A 19,033-nucleotide genomic window follows, 5' to 3' on the forward strand; every position below is an offset into this window, starting at 1 on the left:
AGGGGGCAACATTTTATGTCAGAAAGAATATTAGAAGTTAACAATTTGCATGTTTCCTTTGATATTGACGCAGGGGAAGTGCAAGCAGTACGTGGCGTGGATTTCTTTCTAGATAAAGGAGAAACACTAGCGATTGTTGGTGAATCAGGTTCTGGGAAATCAGTGACAACAAAAGCTATTACGAAATTATTCCAAGGTGATACAGGGAGAATTAAAAAAGGTGTTATTAATTTCTTGGGTGAAGACTTAGCTCAAAAATCAGAAGAAGAGTTAATTAAATTACGAGGAAAAGATATTTCTATGATTTTTCAAGATCCGATGACTTCGCTTAATCCTACAATGAAAATAGGCAAGCAGGTTATGGAACCACTAATGAAACATAGAAATTACAATAAAGTAAATGCGAAAAAAAGAGCATTGGAAATATTAAACCTTGTCGGTTTACCAAACGCTGAAAAACGTTTTAATGCCTATCCACATCAATTTTCAGGGGGACAAAGACAGAGAATAGTCATTGCGACAGCACTTGCATGTGAGCCTAAAGTATTAATTGCTGATGAGCCAACTACTGCACTTGATGTAACGATGCAAGCTCAAATATTAGAATTGATGAGAGAGTTACAAAGTAAAATAAGTACTTCAATCGTTTTCATCACTCATGATTTAGGTGTTGTTGCTAATATAGCAGACAGAGTAGCTGTTATGTATGGTGGTCAAATGGTTGAAACAGGGGATGTAGATGAAATATTTTATGACCCTAAACACCCGTATACTTGGGGACTATTATCATCGATGCCTGATTTAACGACTGGTTCAGAAACAGAATTATTAGCTATTCCAGGTACACCACCAGATTTATTACACCCGCCTAAAGGAGATGCGTTTGCTGAACGTAGCCAATATGCATTAGATGTGGATTTTAAAACACCGCCACCATGGTTCAAAATATCTGATACACATTTTGTGAAATCTTGGTTACTTGACGAACGTGCACCTCATGTTGAACCACCAGAAATGGTACAAAAACGTTTACGTAAGATGCCAAATAATTACGATAAACCGCAACAAGTAGAAAGGGTGGCGTTTGATGATGCAAAATAAAGACATACTTTTACAAGTGAAAAATGTTAAACAATATTTTAATGAAGGAAAGCGTAACGAAGTGCGTGCAGTTGAAAATATTTCATTTGATATTTATAAAGGGGAAACATTTGGATTAGTTGGTGAATCTGGTTGTGGAAAATCTACAACTGGTAAAGCTATTATTAAACTCAATGATATAACTGATGGAGAAATACTTTATGAAGGTATCGATATTCAAAAAATAAAAAACCGTAAAGATTCGTTGAAGTTTAATAAAAAGATGCAAATGATTTTCCAAGATCCGTATGCTTCATTAAACCCAAGGTTAAAAGTCATGGATATCGTAGCAGAGGGGATAGATATTCATAAGCTAGCTAGTGGGACAAAAGACCGAAAAAGAAGAGTTTACAATTTATTAGAAACAGTAGGTCTTAGCAAAGAACATGCCAATCGTTATCCACATGAATTCTCAGGCGGTCAAAGACAACGTATCGGTATTGCACGTGCATTAGCAGTAGAACCAGAATTTATTATTGCAGATGAGCCAATATCAGCGTTAGATGTGTCAATACAAGCCCAGGTCGTTAATTTGTTATTAAAGTTGCAAAGAGAACACAATATTACGTTTTTATTTATTGCCCATGACCTTTCAATGGTGAAATATATTTCAGACAGAATAGCAGTAATGCATTTTGGTAAAATTGTCGAATTAGGTTCTGCAGATGAAATATACAATCATCCGTTACATCCTTACACGAAATCATTGCTTTCAGCAGTACCACAACCGGATCCTGAAAGTGAACGTTCTCGAAAAAGAACAGTGTATAAAGAAGACACATCCAAAAATAATCAACGGTCATTAAATGAAATACAACCTGGCCATTTTGTATTTACTACGGATGAAGAAGCAGAAACATTAAAATCTCAAATGCAAGCACCATCAGTATAAGGGGAAGGGGGATTAATATGAAAAGGATTAAACTATTTATAGTTTTATTAGCTTTAACGGTGATTACAGCGGGATGTAGCAGTGCTGAAGGTATCTACTCGGACAAAGGACAAGTATTTAGAAAAGTGATACCACAAGATATTTCTTCATTAGACTCTGCACTAGTGACCGACACGGTATCTTTTGATTTATTCAATCAAGTCTATGAAGGTCTTTACACTTTGGATAAGAATGATAAAGCACAACCAGGTGTCGCTAAAGAAATGCCAAAGAAAAGTAATGGCGGTAAGACCTTGACAATTAAATTGCGTAAGGATGCAAAATGGTCTAATGGAGATCCAGTTACTGCACAAGATTTTGTTTTTGCATGGAAACGTGTTGTCAATCCAGATACAGCTTCAGAATATGCTTACATAATGTATGACTTAAAAAATGCTGAAGACATTAATATGGGTAAAAAAGATGTTGATAAATTAGGTGTAAAAGCGTTAGATGACCACACATTAAAAATTGAACTAAATAAGCCAATACCATATATTAATGAAATGCTCGCATTTGGCACATACTTGCCTCAAAAAGAAAAAGTTGTGAAAAAGCATGGTGAACAATATGCTACAACTGCAGATAAAACAGTGTTTAATGGTCCTTTCAAAGTTCAAGATTGGAAAGTAGAAGATAAAATTCAATTAGTTAAAAATGAAGATTATTGGGACAAGAAAAAAGTTCATTTAGACCGTGTAAATTATAAAGTGTTAAAAGACCAGCAAGCAGGAGCATCACTTTATGACACTGGTTCTGTAGATGATACTACTATCAGTGCAGACCAAGTGGATAAATATCAAGGAAATCCTGGTTTGAAAAAACGTTTGTTAGCTAGTACGTTCTATATGAAATTAAATCAAGATAATGTACCTGAATTTAAAAATAAAGATTTACGAATTGCGATTTCACAAGCGATTGATAAAGAAGGCTATGTGAATTCAGTTTTAAATAATGGATCTGAATCGACAGATGGGTTCACAGCTAAATTAACGGCAGAAACACCTGACGGCAAAGACTTTGCCGAATCTATAGATTCACCACTTGCATATAATCCGAAAGCAGCCAAGAAACACTTAGAAAAAGCGAAAAAAGATTTAGGTGTGAAAGAATTGACGTTTACCATGAATACTGAAGATACACCAGGATCAAAAGTATCAGCAGAATATATAAAATCAGAAGTAGAGAAGAATTTACCAGGTGTAACGATGAAAGTTAAACAATTACCGTTTAAACAGAGAGTAAATCAAGAACATTCTGAAACATTTGAAGCATCGTTATCAGGTTGGGGGCCAGATTATCCAGATCCTCTAACATTCTTGGAAATTATGACAACAGGTAATCCTTCAAATAATACCGCTTGGGGTAGTAAAAAATACGACCAACTCGTTAAAGATGCGAATGGTAAATTATTGAAAAAACCGGAAGAACGTAATGCAGCGATGAAAGAAGCAGAAGAATTATTACTCAATGATGCACCTGTAGCACCTATATATCAAAAAGGGGAAGCACATTTAACCAATCCACAAGTCAAAGGTTTATTCTATCACCAAATTGGTGGTGATACTTCGTTAAAAGAAGTAAGCATTGATAAATCAATTGACCGTGAAACTGGTAAAAAGAAATAAAAGAAGTGAAAAATGAAATTTGAGTACAACTTATTGAAATAATGAAAATACGTCACTTTCTATGTCATTATATAGAGAGTGACGTATTCTTTGATATCATACATTTTTGATCCTTGTTAAATAATTACTTACCAACAGAAGAACTGACAATAAATGATTATTGATATTGTAAGACCTAATTGATATATTTCAAAAATTACGGTGTTAATGTAGCATTCATCAACTAAACAAAATTGTAATTTGCTAAAATCACGCGGATAGTTGTAGAAGGAATGATGAAATTTGAGTACAACCAGATTAATATATGTATCGAAAGTTGAAAAAACAGACTAATCCTTTAATTTGGATTGGTCTGTTTTAAAATGAGATGTATGCCAATTTTTTTGATTTTTAGATTATCTTTTTCGACCTAAGCCCATTGCTTTTTCCATTTTTTTTAATGTTTTAAATGAAGCTTTTTGAGCTTTCTCTCTACCATTATCTAAAATCGTATCTAATTCATCTGAGTTGAAATAATACTCATATTTTTCTTGGAACTGAACTAAAAAGTCTTTTACAATTTCAGCTAAATCTGATTTAAATTCACCATAGTTAGAATCTTTATACTGTGTTTGGAGTTCATCAATTGTTTTATCAGTTAAACTTGAATAGATAGATAATAAATTTGAAATGCCAGGCTTATTGTCACGATCAAATTTAATAATACCATCTGAATCTGTTACTGCGCTTTTTATTTTTTTAGCGCCAACATTGGGTTCATCTAACAATGAGATATAATTTTTTTGGTTATCATCACTTTTACTCATTTTTTTCGTTGGGTCTTGTAAACTCATAACACGACCACCAACTTTTGGCATGCGTATTTCTGGTTTTACAAGAACATCGTTGTAACGTGAATTGAATCGGTCTACTAAATTTCTAGTTAATTCAATATGTTGTTTTTGGTCGTCTCCAACAGGAACGATGTTTGTGTTATAAATAACGATATCTGCTGCCATTAATGGAGGATATGTAAGTAAGCCAGCTGGTATACCTTCCGTTTGTTTTACTGCTTTATCTTTAAATTGTGTCATGCGTTCTAATTCACCAATAGATGAAATAGTTGTTAACATCCAGCTAGCTTGCACATGCGCTGGCACTTCAGATTGTATAAATAATGTTGATTTTTCTGGATCAATGCCTGAAGCTAAATAAATTGCTGCTAGTTGTCTTGTTTGTTTACGTAGTTTTAATCGATCTTGTGGAATTGTAATTGCGTGTTGATCCACGATGCAGAAGAAACAATCATAGTCTTCTTGGACTTCACCAAATTGCTTCAACGCACCAATATAATTACCAAGCGTTGGGATGCCGCTAGGTTGGATACCAGAAAATAAAGTTTCCATTTTTTGATGCCTACCTTTTTAATAATTTAATTTATCTACTTTAGTAATAGTATAACAGTATTTCAATCATTTGTAAGTTATGTTAAACTGTATACATGTCAATATTTCTAACTAAATTGATTGGGAATTAAGCTTATTTGAAAATTTTTAAAAAAATTAGAGAATTCTCATTTAATTTTAATGTTGATAGGGTATACTTTAATTGTAAGGTTAAGAGAGGTAAAAATGACTTAGTAATTTCTTAATCATATAAAAATTGAAATCTAATGAATTTATATTCATGAAAAATAGGAGAGTGAGATGTATGGTAACATTATTTACTTCACCAAGTTGCACATCTTGCCGTAAAGCGAAAGCATGGTTACAAGAACATGACATTCCGTATACGGAGCGTAACATTTTTTCAGAACACTTAACAATTGATGAAATTAAACAAATTTTAAAAATGACTGAAGATGGAACAGACGAAATCATATCTACTCGTTCTAAAACTTATCAAAAATTAAATGTAGATATTGATGCTTTACCACTTCAAGACTTATATTCAATTATCCAAGATAATCCAGGTTTATTAAGACGTCCGATTATCTTAGATGATAAACGTTTACAAGTTGGTTATAATGAAGATGAAATCAGACGTTTTTTACCTAGAAAAGTACGTACGTTCCAATTGCAAGAAGCGCAACGTATGGTTGATTAATTTATAAATAGAGCGATTAAGCCATAAAGTAATGTTATTGTGATGTTGCTTTGTGGTTTTGTTGTGTTTACCATAACAGATAAATGTATACTTACGTCAAACAAATCGATTATTCGATTGTGAATAATTATTGACTAAATTCAAACAGCACTCTATAAAAAGTGCTGTTTTTTGGCCTTTTATAAGGGTATATGTTATTATAAGAGACCAAATAGAAAATAGTAAAAATTAATCAAACAAATTAATTGTAATTCTTACTACGTTCTAATACAATAATGATTACTATTCATCGACTGTAAGGAGTGAGATGATATGAGAATAGAGCGAGTTGACGATACTACCGTTAAACTATTTATAACATATAGTGATATAGAAGCAAGAGGTTTTAAACGAGAAGATTTATGGACTAATCGCAAACGTGGAGAAGAATTCTTTTGGAACATGATGGAAGAAATCAATGAAGAAGAAGATTTTGTTGTTGAAGGTCCTTTATGGATTCAAGTACATGCTTTTGAAAAGGGCGTTGAAGTAACAATTTCTAAATCTAAAAACGAAGATCTTATCAATATGTCTGATGAAGACAATGACCAATTAGATCATCAAGTTAATGATTTATTATCACAAACATTTGATCAAGATGATAGTTTAGAGGATTTATTTGAACAACGACAACAACAAAAAGAGACACAACAAGATCAAGAACGCAACAAACGTAAGCCGCAAAATACACGTACTGTTATAGTTAGATTTAATGACTTGGAAGAAGTAATTGATTATGCTTACCATAATAATCAAAGAACAGATGAGTTTGAAGATTTATTATATAGTTTTAATAATGTATATTACTACGCTGTTCACTTTGATGAAACAGTTGGACAAGAAACAATTAACGATAGTTACAGTCAATTACTTGAGTTCGCATATCCTACTGATAAATCAGAAGTATATTTAAACGATTACGCAAAAATTATTATGAGTCATAATGTCGCTTCACAAGTACGTCGTTATTTTCCTGATACAACAGAATAACTACGATAAAGAAACTAATATAAATTATTATCAACAATGATTATGATTTGATTAGTAGATTAATTTGAGACTGACAGTCTGGGACATAAGGTTCTTGGACAAATGAAAAAAGGCAATTTCTATTGAAATCATATAGAAATTGCCTTTTTCTGTATTGTTTTAAAATAAGTCATTTGATTCTGTGAGAGCTACATCATTCAGATACCATTATTGATCTTTTTCTATTGTACGACTAGAGCATACAGATTGGGTGTCTACATGTAGAATAATTGTTAACATCATTTTGGTTGATATAAGACGTTGTTTTTAAAGTATTTTAATGTGAAATTACGTATGAATACGTTGTATTTTGGTGAGGTACTGAAGGAACAGGATAAGCTGAAGACTGCAGTATGAAGCTGTTTTCTAAGAAAGCAAGTCAACAATACGAAGTATTGAATCATAAAGAAGCGCGCAGATAAATTGAATTAAATCATCTGCGTGCTATTTTTCTAGGATTTATGTCTCAGATTCTTTATGTAATAACAAGGTGATTTCTAAATAAAGTATAGTAATTTGTTGGCTTATCACGTGTAATTAAATGAGGTGAAGAAATGTTATACGCGAACAATAATCGAAATCAGGCCGTTTGGGCAAAAGATGCGATAAAAAATAAGCATTATCGTTGCCCATTTTGTAAATGCAAAGTGATATTAAAAAAAGGAACATACAATACACCTCATTTTGCGCATATCCGTAATAATCGTTCATACTGTCATAAAAATGAATCACAAGAACATTTTAATTTAAAATACCATATTGCTCGTGAGTTAAAAGGCTTAAATCACAAAGTTAACATCGAACCTTATGTACCACAAAGTTGCCAATATCCTGATTTAATCATTGATGATGAAATTGTATTAGAAATACAATTTTCAAAAGTAACGACAGCATGTATTTCAAAACGCAGTAAAACTTTACAAGATGCTGGGTATAAAGTGTATTGGATAACAAAAAAAGTTAAATATAATAAAAGTAATAGTGTTTTGTATTTATCAAAATACGAAAGAAATTTTATTAACATTCATAATAGATTATTATTATCGTGGGATACAACACATAAAATTCTTTTTGGTTATAAAGTGATTAATTTTTTAGGAGGGCAACAATTTATTGCCAAAAGGCATTGTATGACATTTGCACAATTAATTAATCAAATTCAAATAGAGCGTGTTTATCATGCGCCAACACAGCCCTTAAAATTATCCAAAATTGCTATAAGCACTTATTTGAGAAACTGCCGTAAAACACACTCAGTTTTAGAACCAAGTTTAAGTGTGATGTATAATTTAAAATTAACGGATGCATGGGTAAATAAATATATAGGTATAATTTACCCAGAACAAATTTATATTAAGTCACATCCTGTGTATTGGCAATTACAACTTATATATTTGTGGCGTACACACACTTTTAACATGACACGATTTAAACAACTGATAGAATTAAATCATTTTTAAATAAGCCATAGCGTTGTTCAAAAGTTCAAACAATTCTATCATAATCATGGGTGTTATAGCGTGCAAAAATAATCATGACATGAGAAAATTATACTAATAGACTTTATAGGAGGTTTACTAGATATTATGACACAACAATTAACAAGAGAAGAGCAAGAACGTAAATATCCAGAATATACTTGGGATTTATCTACCATTTTTGAATCTGACAATGCTTTTGAAGATGCATTTAAAGAAGTAGAAAATAATATCGGCAAAGAACAACAATATGTCGGTCACTTAGCTGATAGCTCATCTACACTATATAATGCATTAGCACTAGAAGATGAATTAGGTTCTAAGTTAGAAAAAGTATATGTATATGCACATTTAAAACAAGATCAAGATACAGCGAATGATAAATACACAGGTTATGAATCTAGAGCACATCAATTAATTATAAAATTCAGCTCAGCATGGAGTTTCTTAGTGCCAGAAATTCTACAAATAGATGAAGCAACGATACAAAAATTTATTGATGAAAATGATGATTTGGAACGTTACAAATTTGATTTAAAATTAATTAATGAAAAAAGACCACATGTATTGAGTGCAGATAAAGAAAGATTACTAACTGAAGCACAAGATGCATTGTCTACACCTGACAATGTGTATGGCATGTTTAGTAATGCGGATTTAGAATTTGAAGATGCGATAGATAGTGAAGGCCAACGACATTCATTAACACAAGGAACATTCATTAAATGTCTGGAATCAGATGATCGCGTATTACGTCAATCTGCTTATGAAAATTTATATAAAGCATACGGTGCTTATAATAATACACTAAGTGCGACGCTCGCTGGAGAAGTTAAGAAAAATGTTTTTAACGCTAGAACACATAACTATAAAACAGCAAGAGAAGCAGCGTTAAGTAATAATCACATTCCAGAAGCTGTATATGATAATTTAGTGAAAACAGTTCATAAAAACTTACCTTTACTTCATCGCTATACTAAATTGCGCAAAGAACTATTGGGCTTAGATGACATGAAAATGTATGATGTTTACACACCACTTGTTAAAGATATTAAATTTGAAATGCCGTACGAAGAGGCTAAAGATTGGATGTTGAAAGCATTACAACCGATGGGTGAAGAATATATGAAAGTTGTAGAAGAAGGATTAAATCATCGATGGGTAGATGTCTTTGAAAATAAAGGTAAACGTTCTGGAGGTTATTCATCAGGTGCACACTTAACAAATCCGTTTATTTTACTAAATTGGTCAAATACTGTTTCTGATTTGTATACTTTAGTACATGAATTTGGTCATTCAGCACATAGCTACTTTAGTCGTCAAAATCAACCATCTAATTTAAGTGATTACACTATTTTCGTTGCAGAAGTTGCATCGACTTGTAATGAAGCACTATTAAGTGATTATATGGATAAACATTTAGATGACAAGCGCAGATTATTACTATTAAACCAAGAACTTGAACGTTTCCGTGCAACACTATTTAGACAAACAATGTTCGCAGAGTTTGAACATAAAATCCATCAAATAGAAGAAGCAGGAGAACCATTAACAGCTAACCGTATGAATGAAGAATACGCAGCGCTCAACAGAAAATATTTTGGAGATTCTGTTGAAACAGATGAAAATATTAGTAAAGAATGGTCTAGAATACCACACTTTTATATGAATTATTATGTGTATCAATATGCAACCGGATACAGTGCAGCTCAAAGTTTAAGTCATCAAATTTTAACAGAAGGTAAACCTGCTGTTGAGCGATATATCAATGAATTCTTGAAAAAAGGTAGTTCAAATTATCCTATTGAAATCTTAAAAAATGCAGGTGTAGATATGACAACTCCAGAACCAATTGAACAAGCTTGCCAAGTGTTCGAACAAAAATTAGACGCTTTTGAAAAGTTAATGAAAGCTTAGTATGAATGTATTCGTTTACAATATGACAAGTTTGTGACAAAGGAGATTTATTTAATTTTAAAGGTTGAAAGGTATATAACACCGTGTTATATTATATACATGAAATTAATCACATAACAAACATACCCCTTTGTTTGAAGTGAAAAATTTCTCCCATCCCCTTTGTTTAGCGCCGTGTAATCAGACACGGCGTTTTTTTATGTTCATTTTTAAAGACTTTTATATGTATAAGAAATTGAATAACTATTCAGATATTTCAGCATATATTTTGACTGGAATTTTATATAAAACATGAATGTATATTGAAAATAATGATTAACAATTAGCAACTACTAAGCAAGTAATTGCAAGTATATATTATACAAAAAAGTGATTGAGTGATCATAACTAGGAATGATAAATAAAAATGCCAACTTCTTTAATACTCATATAGAAGTTGGCATTTCTTTACTTTTATGAAATTTTGTAATTCTATCTACTATGATATTTGCGTATATTCAAAATGTTTATTTAACTTTTATAAGTTTATGAAACATTTTCTAGATAAATCATTAACCTATATAAAATCTTTTAAAGTCATTTTATTTTGACTTATGCTTTTAGCTTTTGATTCGGAAAGTAAGCATGTTGTATGTCACAAGTTTTTAACCATAAAATATACTACGTTTTATGGTGCAGTATATTGATATAGATATTAACAAAATTAATATTTCAAACTTTTGACTTCCAAAATTTACCTTCTGGTGAGCTAAGTTTTTCTATTTTTTGCTGTAATGCTAATTTTTTCAGCTCTTTATTCAATAATTTTTCAGGCCATTCATAAATAGTCAGTAATTCTTCTTTGGTTACTAATTGTTGTTGATAGATGTAAGTTTCCAAACTTGGTGGGAGTTCTTTTTCAATCGGTGAACCAATCAGTTCGTTTATGATGTACGTATATATGTGATAAGGGTAAAAGCCTTCGACTTTTAAACCTTCTTCATGAATATCTTCATTAAAGAATACAAGAGAGGGTGCTTCTTCAATTTCCATTTCTCGAGCGATATGCAAGTCAACTTGTAAGCTTTCCTTTAAAGCACTTTTATGTAAGTCTTCTTTAAAGACTTCATAATCAAGGCCAGCATTACTTATACAATTATTGACCATCTCTTCAGTGATAATATCTCGTTTTGGTATTATCTCATTTTGAACAAGATGGATAAAACGCTCCGCCCGTAATCGACCTTGGAGTTCGGCGGCCTTATAGGCAAGTGCAATATTATCTAAATTTGATGTACTTTGTGCTTGGCATTTTGTTAATACACGTAAAGAAGGGTTTAAAATATGTCTAATACTTATATATTGTTTATACTCAAGTCGTAATTTTGAAAGTATCGCAGACAATTTAAAGCACTCTTTACTGAATGGATCGAAAAAGGAATAAATTTCAATCTTACTCAAAGGTGAAAGATTTGCATCTTCACGACTATTAGCATTTATCAATTTTAATTCTTCAGCCATGTTTTTTCACCTACAATTAATTTTCGGAATTAACCATGTGATTCGCTGTTAAACGTAATCGTTCATATAAATAATCCCCGACGCCTGCAGAAAAATCTGCTTGTTGAATAGCTTTATACATATTTTCAAGCCATGCGTCACGTTCGTATGTTGTTATTACAAATTCCAAGTGTCTTTTTTTTAACATAGGATGACCATGTTCTTCTGTATACAGTTGAGGTCCGCCTAAAAATTGTGTTAAGAATTGTTTTTGTTTTCTGCTTGTTTCTTCAAAATCTCCAGGAAACAAATGATTGATTCTATCATCACGTTTAACCATATCATAAAAATGGTCAATCATTTTAAATAAGGCGTCTTGTCCGATAACCTCGTAAGCTGTTTGAGTCATAGTATCACCATATCCTATTAATATAATACTAATATAACATGAATTTTTACATTTGGAAGTAATTCGACTTCTTAATATTGTGCGCAATTAACTGTTGTTTAATTTACGTTTGCGATTGAAAAATCTTTGGACTTTATTGTTTGGAATTTCATGATTGATATTAAATTGATTAAGAATCGATTTAAATTGAACTAATCCTTCATTATAATCATTTACTTCATATTCAAGTTCAAAGTCCTGGAAATCCAAGTAATAATTTTTATCTAAAACAAGTAGATTTCCGTTAATTTCTTTTTCTATACGTTCGGTAGTTAGGTCTCCTAAGACGATTAATGCATCAATATCTACGTCCATTTTTAGGAGTTGGTTTAAAATATCTTGGGGCAGATCCTGACTTTTGATGTGCTTGTTTAGTTTTGGTTCAACGATTGTATCGAAATTATACTCCATCAAACCAATTTCAGCTGGTACTTTTAACGTCATTTCGTATGCATCATCTTTAACGCGAATTCTCAAAGCTGATTGATGAGATTTTAAATCGAAATTTAATGTGTCGATGTAATAATTAGTTTGACTAAATGGTTTGATATTTAAAAAATAGGTGTTGTATATAGCTTGATAATCGTCTTCAGACAATAACTGTTTAAATTCAATTTCATTATTAGTTGCCACGCGTTACACTCCTTAAATATATATGATAATTCATTTTAAAGGACTTGTAAGTTAATTTAAATTAGATTGCATTATACGCTGAAAATTATTATATTTACGTTAAGTCAATTGATGACATAATAATAGTCATGTAACGTGTTATGTACGTCTTAATTATGTTAAAATAATGAGGAATAAGGAGGAACAAGCATGCGTATTTATGTGAATGAAATTAAAGTAACAGAAGATAGTTTAAAGTGTTATACAGAACAATCTACAGAAGGCTTACAAGAAGCAGGACAAATGCTTGTTGATAGTGATAATTATAGCTTTGCATATATCTTAGATGACGGCCAGTCGTATTCATATTTGATTTTTGTTCAAGAAACTTGGTCTATGCTACATGAAAATAAAAATAAAAAGATTATCGTTAATGATCATTTAGAACTAAAACAATTCGATAGAGAATTTAATTATATATTAGAAAATATTCAAGGTAATTCAAACTATGGTAAGGAGTTTGTTTCTGTTGTGGAAGATACTTTCGAATTAGAGTGAAGCGGAGTGAAGCACAATGAATCAATGGGATCAATTTTTATCTCCATATAGACAAGCAGTTGATGAATTAAAAGTAAAATTAAAAGGGCTTAGAAAACAATATGATGTAGAAGATAATGCTTCACCGATTGAATTTGTGACGGGTCGTGTTAAACCTATGACTAGCATTATTGATAAAGCAAATAAAAGACAAATCTCATTTGATCGATTACATGAAGAAATGTATGATATAGCAGGTTTGAGATTAATGTGTCAATTCGTCGATGATATCGATATTGTGGTCAATCTCTTGAGACAACGTCAAGATTTCAAAGTAGTAGAAGAACGCGATTATATCAGTAATACAAAACAAAGTGGATATCGTTCATATCATGTAATTATTGAATATCCAATCGAAACACTTAAAGGTGAAAAGTCAATTTTAGCAGAAATTCAAATCAGAACATTAGCCATGAATTTTTGGGCAACAATCGAGCATACTTTGCGGTATAAATATGATGGAGATTATCCGCCAGAAATTCAGCACCGACTAGAACGTGCGGCTGAAGCAGCGTTTTTACTTGATGAAGAAATGTCAGAAATTAAAGAGGAAATTCAAGAAGCTCAAAAATACTATTCCAAAAAACGTGCTAAAAAGCATGATAATGACTAGGAGGTGCAATCATGCGCTATACAATTTTATCTAAAGGTGATTCTAAGTCGAACGCTTTAAAGCATAAGATGATTAATCACATGAAAGATTTTGAAATGGTTGAAGATACGGAAAATCCTGAAATAGTCATATCAGTTGGTGGAGATGGTACTTTATTACAGGCTTTCCATCAGTATAGTCACATGTTATCGAGGTGCGCATTTGTAGGGATACATACTGGACATTTAGGGTTCTATGCAGATTGGTTGCCACATGAAGTTGAGAAATTGATTATTGAAATTAATAATTCAGAATTCCAAGTTATAGAATATCCACTATTAGAAATTATAGTGCGTTATAACGATAATGGATATGAGACGAGATACTTAGCATTAAATGAGGCGACGATGAAAACTGAAAATGGTTCTACACTTGTTGTGGATGTGAATATTAGAGGAAACCAATTTGAACGCTTTAGAGGAGATGGACTGTGTGTGTCAACACCATCAGGTTCTACTGCATATAATAAGGCGTTGGGTGGTGCGTTAATACATCCTTCTTTGGAAGCGATGCAAATCGCCGAAATCGCTTCTATTAATAATAGAGTATTCAGAACGGTTGGGTCACCATTAGTATTGCCCAAACATCATACATGTCTGATTACACCAGTGAATCATGATAAGATTTTAACAACCATAGATCACGTCAGCATAAAACATAAAAATGTTAATGCAATTCAATTTAGAGTGGCAAATGAAAAAATTAGATTTGCTAGGTTTAGACCATTTCCATTTTGGAAAAGAGTACATGATTCCTTTATTTCAAGTGGAGACGATGAATAATGCAATTTACGTATATGATTAGAGACCCTCAAATGCTAAGAACTTTTTTACAGGAGCAAGGGTATTCTAAGAATACAATTAGCGCCATTAAGCATAATGGCGCTTTAATTGTTAATGGACAAGCAGAAACTGTGCGTAAGCAATTACAGAACGGCGATATAGTGGAGGTACATTTAGGTTACGAGACAGCTAGTAATAATTTAATCCCATTCAATAAGTCTTTAAATATTTTATATGAAGATGCATACTTATTAATCGTTTCTAAAAAAGCTTTTCAAAACTGCGCACCATCAAGAGAACATAAACATTTTAGTTTAGCTGAACAAGTTCTAGGTTATTTTAAACAATCAGGACAAAACATCGTACCGCATATTGTCACTAGGATTGACCGAAATACTTCAGGTATTGTTGTGATTGCTAAACATGGTTTTTTACATCATCTGATGTCAAACATACACATTGATAAAACCTATTTATGCGTATGCTATGGTGAATTGCAATCACAAGGAATCATAGATGCACCTATTGCTAGAGATCCTGCTAGTATTATTACAAGACAAGTCAATTCAAATGGTAAACAAGCAAAAACAAAATATAGATGCTTAGACCATAAAAATAATTACAGTTTATGTGAAGTTACTTTATTAACAGGCCGGACACATCAAATTCGCGTCCATCTTCAGCATATAGGACATCCTATTGTGGGTGATGATTTATATGGAGGAGAACATTCGTATTTTAAACATCAGTTGTTACGATGTTTTAAAATATCTTTTATACATCCAATCTATGATCAAAAGATTGAAATACAAGATAAATATGATGCAATAGAAAACATATTTAATATGATATAATTTGAGTAACTATGGAGGTGGGACTTTTGGCAAATGAAAAAGACCAAATCGTTTTAGAAGATGAGCAAGTATATGATCAAGAAATGCTAGATAAATTACTGCATGAAAATCATATTGGTGAATTTAGAGAAGAATTCTTAGCGATGCACACATATGAACAAAGTGAATACTTTGAAGACAGCGATGAAGATATTAGACAAAAAATGTTTGAAGTATTGTCCCCTGAAGAAGTAGCAGATTTCTTTGAACAATTAGAAATTGATGAAGAAGCGTATGAAGCGCTGTTCGATACTATGGATGCTACATATGCTAGCAAAGTGTTAGAAAATATGTCATACGATAACGCAGTAGACATTATGAATCAATTATCTAAGCAGAAAATTGTTAGCTTGTTGACACTGATGAACCGTGAAGATGCAAAAGAAATTAAAGCATTATTACATTACGAAGAGGATACTGCTGGCGGTATCATGACGACGGAATATATTTCTTTAAAATCAACAATGCCAGTGAAAGAAGCTTTAATGCATGTTAAAGAACAAGCGCCAGATGCTGAGACAATTTATGTCATATTTGCAGTGAATGAGCATAAACAATTAGCTGGGGTTTTATCACTAAGAGATTTAATCGTAGCAGAAAATGATGCTTATATAGAAGACATAATGAGCGAACGTGTGATCAGTGCTAATGCTGCTGATGACCAAGAAGATGTTGCTCAGAAAATGCGTGATTATGATTTTATCGCTATGCCAGTTGTCGATTATCAAGATCACTTATTAGGTATTATTACAATCGATGATATCTTAGATGTTATGGATGAAGAAGCGAGTGAAGACTACTCTCGTTTAGCCGGGGTATCTGATGTTGATGCAACCAATGATTCAGTCATTAAAACTGCTAAGAAACGTTTGCCATGGCTAATTATTTTAACGTTTTTAGGAATGATCACAGCCACGATACTTGGATCATTTGAGGATACTTTAGCACAAGTGTCATTATTGGCAGCGTTTATTCCAATTATCAGTGGTATGTCTGGTAATTCTGGGACACAATCACTTGCCGTATCAGTACGTAATATTTCAACTGGTGAAATTGACGAACAAAGTAATTTTAAAGTCGCATTGAGAGAAGCAGGTAGCGGTTTTTTAAGTGGTTTGATTTGTGCTATATTGCTGTTTATTATTATAATGGTGCTTTATGGACAGCCAATTTTAGCTACGATCGTGGCAAGCAGTTTAACAATTGCTATGACAGTAGGTACATTAGTGGGATCAATGATTCCATTAGTTATGAATAAACTAAAAATTGACCCTGCAGTTGCTAGTGGTCCATTTATAACTACAATCAATGATATTGTGAGTATGTTGATTTACTTTGGATTAGCAACTTCATTCATGTCTTACTTATTATAGGGGGTTACATGGAATTTTTATCACTTGTTGTCGTTGTAATGGCAGCATTCCTTACACCGATACTAATCAATAGATTGCGAATTACATTCTTGCCTGTTGTTGTAGCAGAAATATTAATGGGTATTCTTATTGGGCACTCTTTTTTAAACATAGTAGAACGTGATGCTATGTTAAATATTTTATCTACATTAGGCTTTATATTCTTAATGTTTTTGAGTGGTTTAGAAATTGATTTTAAAGCATTTAAAAAAGACAAAGGCGCATTAGAAGATAATGAAAAAAGTAAAGAACCCGGTCATTTACAATTAGCACTTACTGTATTTTTATTTATTATGGTTATTTCAATTGTATTTGCATATGCATTTAAATGGTTTGGTTTAATTGATGATGTTTTATTAATGATTATTATTATTTCTACTATTTCATTAGGTGTTGTGGTACCTACACTAAAAGAAATGAATATTATGCGTACAACTATCGGACAATTCATATTATTAGTAGCAGTATTAGCTGACTTAGTGACAATGATATTATTAACTGCGTACGGAACACTACACGCTTCAGGTGGCACATCACTTTGGTTAATAGGGAGTTTAGTAGTATTTGCGCTTGTTTTTTATTTCCTAGGTGGATTATTTAAGAAAGCACAATTCTTGCAAAAACTGATGGATGGTACAACACAAATTGGTATACGTGCGGTATTTGCGTTAATTATCATGCTAGTTGCTTTGGCGGAAGGCGTTGGTGCAGAAAATATTCTAGGCGCTTTCTTAGCCGGCGTGATTGTTTCTTTACTGGGTCCTGATGAGGATATGGTAGAGAAATTAGATTCCTTTGGTTACGGATTCTTTATTCCAATATTCTTTATCATGGTTGGTGTAGATTTAAATATACCAATGTTAATAAAAGAGCCTTCATTATTACTTATCATTCCATTTTTAATATTGGCCTTTTTAATATCTAAATTAATACCAGTATTTTATATACGTCGATGGTTTGATATGAAAACAACAATTTCTTCAGCTTTCTTGCTAACGTCAACTTTATCGTTGGTTATTGCTTCTGCAAAAATTGCTGAAAAACTTGGAACAATATCATCTGAAATATCAGGTATTTTAATATTAAGTGCAGTTATTACATGTGTTTTTGTACCAATTATATTTAAGAAAATGTTCCCGATGCCAGATGAAGCAACAAGACAGATTGAAGTGAGTTTAATAGGTAAAAACCAATTAACCATACCAATTGCTCAGAATTTAACATCACAACTTTATCAAGTTTCGTTATATTATAGAAATGATTTAAGTGATAAACGTAAATTATCAGATGCAATTTCGATGATTGAAATTGCAGATTATGAAGAACCATTATTAGAGCGTTTAGGTTTATTTGAAAGAGATATTGTTGTTTGTTCTACAAATGATGACGATATTAATAGAAAAGTGGCTTTAATGGCCAAAAGCCATGGTGTAAATCGAGTTATATGTAGGTTAGAAGCGAGTACTGGTGATGAAGGTTTACAAAGTGAAGGTATAGAAGTATTTAGTGGCTTTATGAGTAATAAGATACTCTTGAAAGGTTTAATAGAAACACCAAATATGCTTAATCTTTTAAGTAATGTGGAAACATCTTTATATGAAATTGCAATGCTAAATCACAAATATGATCAAATTCAATTACGTAATTTCCCGTTTGATGGGGATATTATATTTGTGAGAATCATTAGAAATAATGAATCGATTGTACCACATGGTGATACTCAATTACGCTATAAAGACCGTGTCATTGTAACGGGATCTAAAGAGTATGTTGATGAGTTAAAACGTGAATTAGAATTTTATTATTAACATCTATATCTGGGATAGTATTGAAATCCTAAAATATGTATTAATAGGTAGTGAAAGAACAATATGCAAGTTACTTTAAGCTGTTAGTACTGATTAATTGAAT

Annotated in this window: 17 protein-coding genes; 13 read left to right on the forward strand and 4 right to left on the reverse strand. The window is 31.9% G+C overall.

Going from position 1 to position 19,033, the window contains the following annotated elements; translation table 11 throughout:
• Positions 1-15: 15 nt before the first annotated feature.
• The 3 genes from KA814_RS12275 to KA814_RS12285 are packed head-to-tail and all read left to right on the forward strand — an operon-like array spanning position 16 to position 3,699.
• Positions 16-1,101: an ABC transporter ATP-binding protein gene (locus KA814_RS12275; RefSeq protein WP_046208053.1), complete on the forward strand. Its 1,086-nt coding sequence runs from the start codon at positions 16-18 to the stop codon at positions 1,099-1,101.
• On the forward strand, positions 1,091-2,032 hold the full coding sequence (locus KA814_RS12280; RefSeq protein ID WP_150822840.1) for an ABC transporter ATP-binding protein: 942 nt from the start codon (positions 1,091-1,093) through the stop codon (positions 2,030-2,032). The genes KA814_RS12275 and KA814_RS12280 overlap by 11 nt, the downstream gene beginning before the upstream one ends.
• 17 nt (positions 2,033-2,049) lie before the next feature.
• Positions 2,050-3,699, forward strand: coding sequence for a peptide ABC transporter substrate-binding protein (locus tag KA814_RS12285; protein WP_064209429.1), 1,650 nt, complete (start codon positions 2,050-2,052; stop codon positions 3,697-3,699).
• Between the two features lie 395 nt (positions 3,700-4,094).
• On the opposite strand, the gene trpS is transcribed toward KA814_RS12285, so the two are convergent.
• A complete protein-coding gene (gene trpS / locus KA814_RS12290; RefSeq protein WP_046208056.1) occupies positions 4,095-5,084 on the reverse strand; it encodes a tryptophan--tRNA ligase in 990 nt (329 codons plus the stop codon).
• A 304-nt stretch (positions 5,085-5,388) separates the two neighbouring features.
• Here trpS and spxA point away from each other — a divergent pair, with 304 nt between their 5' ends.
• The 4 genes from spxA (at position 5,389) to pepF (ending at position 10,247) form a co-directional block, all read left to right on the forward strand.
• Complete coding sequence (gene spxA, locus KA814_RS12295; RefSeq protein ID WP_040030144.1) at positions 5,389-5,784, forward strand: transcriptional regulator SpxA; 396 nt, start codon at positions 5,389-5,391, stop codon at positions 5,782-5,784.
• A gap of 312 nt (positions 5,785-6,096) precedes the next feature.
• Entirely contained in the window at positions 6,097-6,813 is a 717-nt protein-coding gene (mecA, locus tag KA814_RS12300) for an adaptor protein MecA (protein WP_064209428.1), read from the forward strand.
• 593 nt (positions 6,814-7,406) lie between these two features.
• On the forward strand, positions 7,407-8,312 hold the full coding sequence (locus KA814_RS12305) for a competence protein CoiA (protein WP_210122764.1): 906 nt from the start codon (positions 7,407-7,409) through the stop codon (positions 8,310-8,312).
• A 126-nt stretch (positions 8,313-8,438) separates the two neighbouring features.
• Positions 8,439-10,247: an oligoendopeptidase F gene (gene pepF / locus KA814_RS12310; RefSeq protein ID WP_210122765.1), complete on the forward strand. Its 1,809-nt coding sequence runs from the start codon at positions 8,439-8,441 to the stop codon at positions 10,245-10,247.
• A gap of 711 nt (positions 10,248-10,958) precedes the next feature.
• Here pepF and yjbH read toward each other — a convergent pair.
• The 3 genes from yjbH to KA814_RS12325 all read right to left on the reverse strand — a co-directional run bounded on the left by yjbH (position 10,959) and on the right by KA814_RS12325 (position 12,807).
• Positions 10,959-11,747, reverse strand: a complete 789-nt coding sequence (gene yjbH / locus KA814_RS12315) for a DsbA family protein (protein WP_210122467.1) — start codon at positions 11,745-11,747, stop codon at positions 10,959-10,961.
• 16 nt (positions 11,748-11,763) lie between these two features.
• On the reverse strand, positions 11,764-12,135 hold the full coding sequence (locus KA814_RS12320) for a globin domain-containing protein (protein ID WP_064209424.1): 372 nt from the start codon (positions 12,133-12,135) through the stop codon (positions 11,764-11,766).
• 87 nt (positions 12,136-12,222) lie between these two features.
• On the reverse strand, positions 12,223-12,807 hold the full coding sequence (locus KA814_RS12325; protein WP_046208062.1) for a CYTH domain-containing protein: 585 nt from the start codon (positions 12,805-12,807) through the stop codon (positions 12,223-12,225).
• A 189-nt stretch (positions 12,808-12,996) separates the two neighbouring features.
• On the opposite strand from KA814_RS12325, the gene KA814_RS12330 reads away from it, so the two are divergent.
• Genes KA814_RS12330 through KA814_RS12355 form a run of 6 tightly spaced genes read left to right on the forward strand, consistent with a single transcriptional unit; the run spans position 12,997 to position 18,930 of the window.
• The gene (locus KA814_RS12330) at positions 12,997-13,344 is read left to right on the forward strand and encodes a UPF0738 family protein (protein ID WP_046208063.1); all 348 of its coding nucleotides are present in this window, start codon (positions 12,997-12,999) and stop codon (positions 13,342-13,344) included.
• 16 nt (positions 13,345-13,360) lie between these two features.
• Positions 13,361-13,996: a GTP diphosphokinase gene (gene yjbM, locus KA814_RS12335; protein WP_046208064.1), complete on the forward strand. Its 636-nt coding sequence runs from the start codon at positions 13,361-13,363 to the stop codon at positions 13,994-13,996.
• 11 nt (positions 13,997-14,007) lie between these two features.
• Positions 14,008-14,817 carry an NAD kinase gene (locus tag KA814_RS12340; protein ID WP_019469071.1) on the forward strand — a complete coding sequence of 270 codons (810 nt, stop codon included), beginning with the start codon at positions 14,008-14,010 and terminating at the stop codon, positions 14,815-14,817.
• Positions 14,817-15,671 (forward strand): RluA family pseudouridine synthase, encoded by an 855-nt coding sequence (locus KA814_RS12345; protein ID WP_064209423.1) that lies wholly within the window; start codon positions 14,817-14,819, stop codon positions 15,669-15,671. The genes KA814_RS12340 and KA814_RS12345 overlap by 1 nt, the downstream gene beginning before the upstream one ends.
• 11 nt (positions 15,672-15,682) lie before the next feature.
• Entirely contained in the window at positions 15,683-17,083 is a 1,401-nt protein-coding gene (gene mgtE / locus KA814_RS12350; RefSeq protein WP_103161403.1) for a magnesium transporter, read from the forward strand.
• Between the two features lie 8 nt (positions 17,084-17,091).
• Positions 17,092-18,930 (forward strand): monovalent cation:proton antiporter family protein, encoded by a 1,839-nt coding sequence (locus KA814_RS12355; protein WP_064209422.1) that lies wholly within the window; start codon positions 17,092-17,094, stop codon positions 18,928-18,930.
• The last annotated feature ends 103 nt before the right edge of the window (positions 18,931-19,033 follow it).

The organism is Staphylococcus sp. GDY8P196P (assembly GCF_017891705.1).
Lineage (GTDB): Bacteria > Bacillota > Bacilli > Staphylococcales > Staphylococcaceae > Staphylococcus > Staphylococcus ureilyticus.

What these genes read in the sequence shown, in the direction of transcription:
- KA814_RS12280 (WP_150822840.1), top strand. Translation starts at nt 1,091, where the DNA reads ATGCAAAATAAAGACATACTTTTACAAGTGAAAAATGTTAAACAATAT.
- mecA (WP_064209428.1), top strand. Translation starts at nt 6,097, where the DNA reads ATGAGAATAGAGCGAGTTGACGATACTACCGTTAAACTATTTATAACA.
- pepF (WP_210122765.1), top strand. Translation starts at nt 8,439, where the DNA reads ATGACACAACAATTAACAAGAGAAGAGCAAGAACGTAAATATCCAGAA.
- yjbH (WP_210122467.1), bottom strand. Translation starts at nt 11,747, where the DNA reads ATGGCTGAAGAATTAAAATTGATAAATGCTAATAGTCGTGAAGATGCA.
- trpS (WP_046208056.1), bottom strand. Translation starts at nt 5,084, where the DNA reads ATGGAAACTTTATTTTCTGGTATCCAACCTAGCGGCATCCCAACGCTT.
- KA814_RS12330 (WP_046208063.1), top strand. Translation starts at nt 12,997, where the DNA reads ATGCGTATTTATGTGAATGAAATTAAAGTAACAGAAGATAGTTTAAAG.
- KA814_RS12345 (WP_064209423.1), top strand. Translation starts at nt 14,817, where the DNA reads ATGCAATTTACGTATATGATTAGAGACCCTCAAATGCTAAGAACTTTT.
- spxA (WP_040030144.1), top strand. Translation starts at nt 5,389, where the DNA reads ATGGTAACATTATTTACTTCACCAAGTTGCACATCTTGCCGTAAAGCG.
- KA814_RS12340 (WP_019469071.1), top strand. Translation starts at nt 14,008, where the DNA reads ATGCGCTATACAATTTTATCTAAAGGTGATTCTAAGTCGAACGCTTTA.
- KA814_RS12305 (WP_210122764.1), top strand. Translation starts at nt 7,407, where the DNA reads ATGTTATACGCGAACAATAATCGAAATCAGGCCGTTTGGGCAAAAGAT.
- KA814_RS12320 (WP_064209424.1), bottom strand. Translation starts at nt 12,135, where the DNA reads ATGACTCAAACAGCTTACGAGGTTATCGGACAAGACGCCTTATTTAAA.
- mgtE (WP_103161403.1), top strand. Translation starts at nt 15,683, where the DNA reads ATGGAGGTGGGACTTTTGGCAAATGAAAAAGACCAAATCGTTTTAGAA.
- KA814_RS12275 (WP_046208053.1), top strand. Translation starts at nt 16, where the DNA reads ATGTCAGAAAGAATATTAGAAGTTAACAATTTGCATGTTTCCTTTGAT.
- KA814_RS12355 (WP_064209422.1), top strand. Translation starts at nt 17,092, where the DNA reads ATGGAATTTTTATCACTTGTTGTCGTTGTAATGGCAGCATTCCTTACA.
- KA814_RS12285 (WP_064209429.1), top strand. Translation starts at nt 2,050, where the DNA reads ATGAAAAGGATTAAACTATTTATAGTTTTATTAGCTTTAACGGTGATT.
- yjbM (WP_046208064.1), top strand. Translation starts at nt 13,361, where the DNA reads ATGAATCAATGGGATCAATTTTTATCTCCATATAGACAAGCAGTTGAT.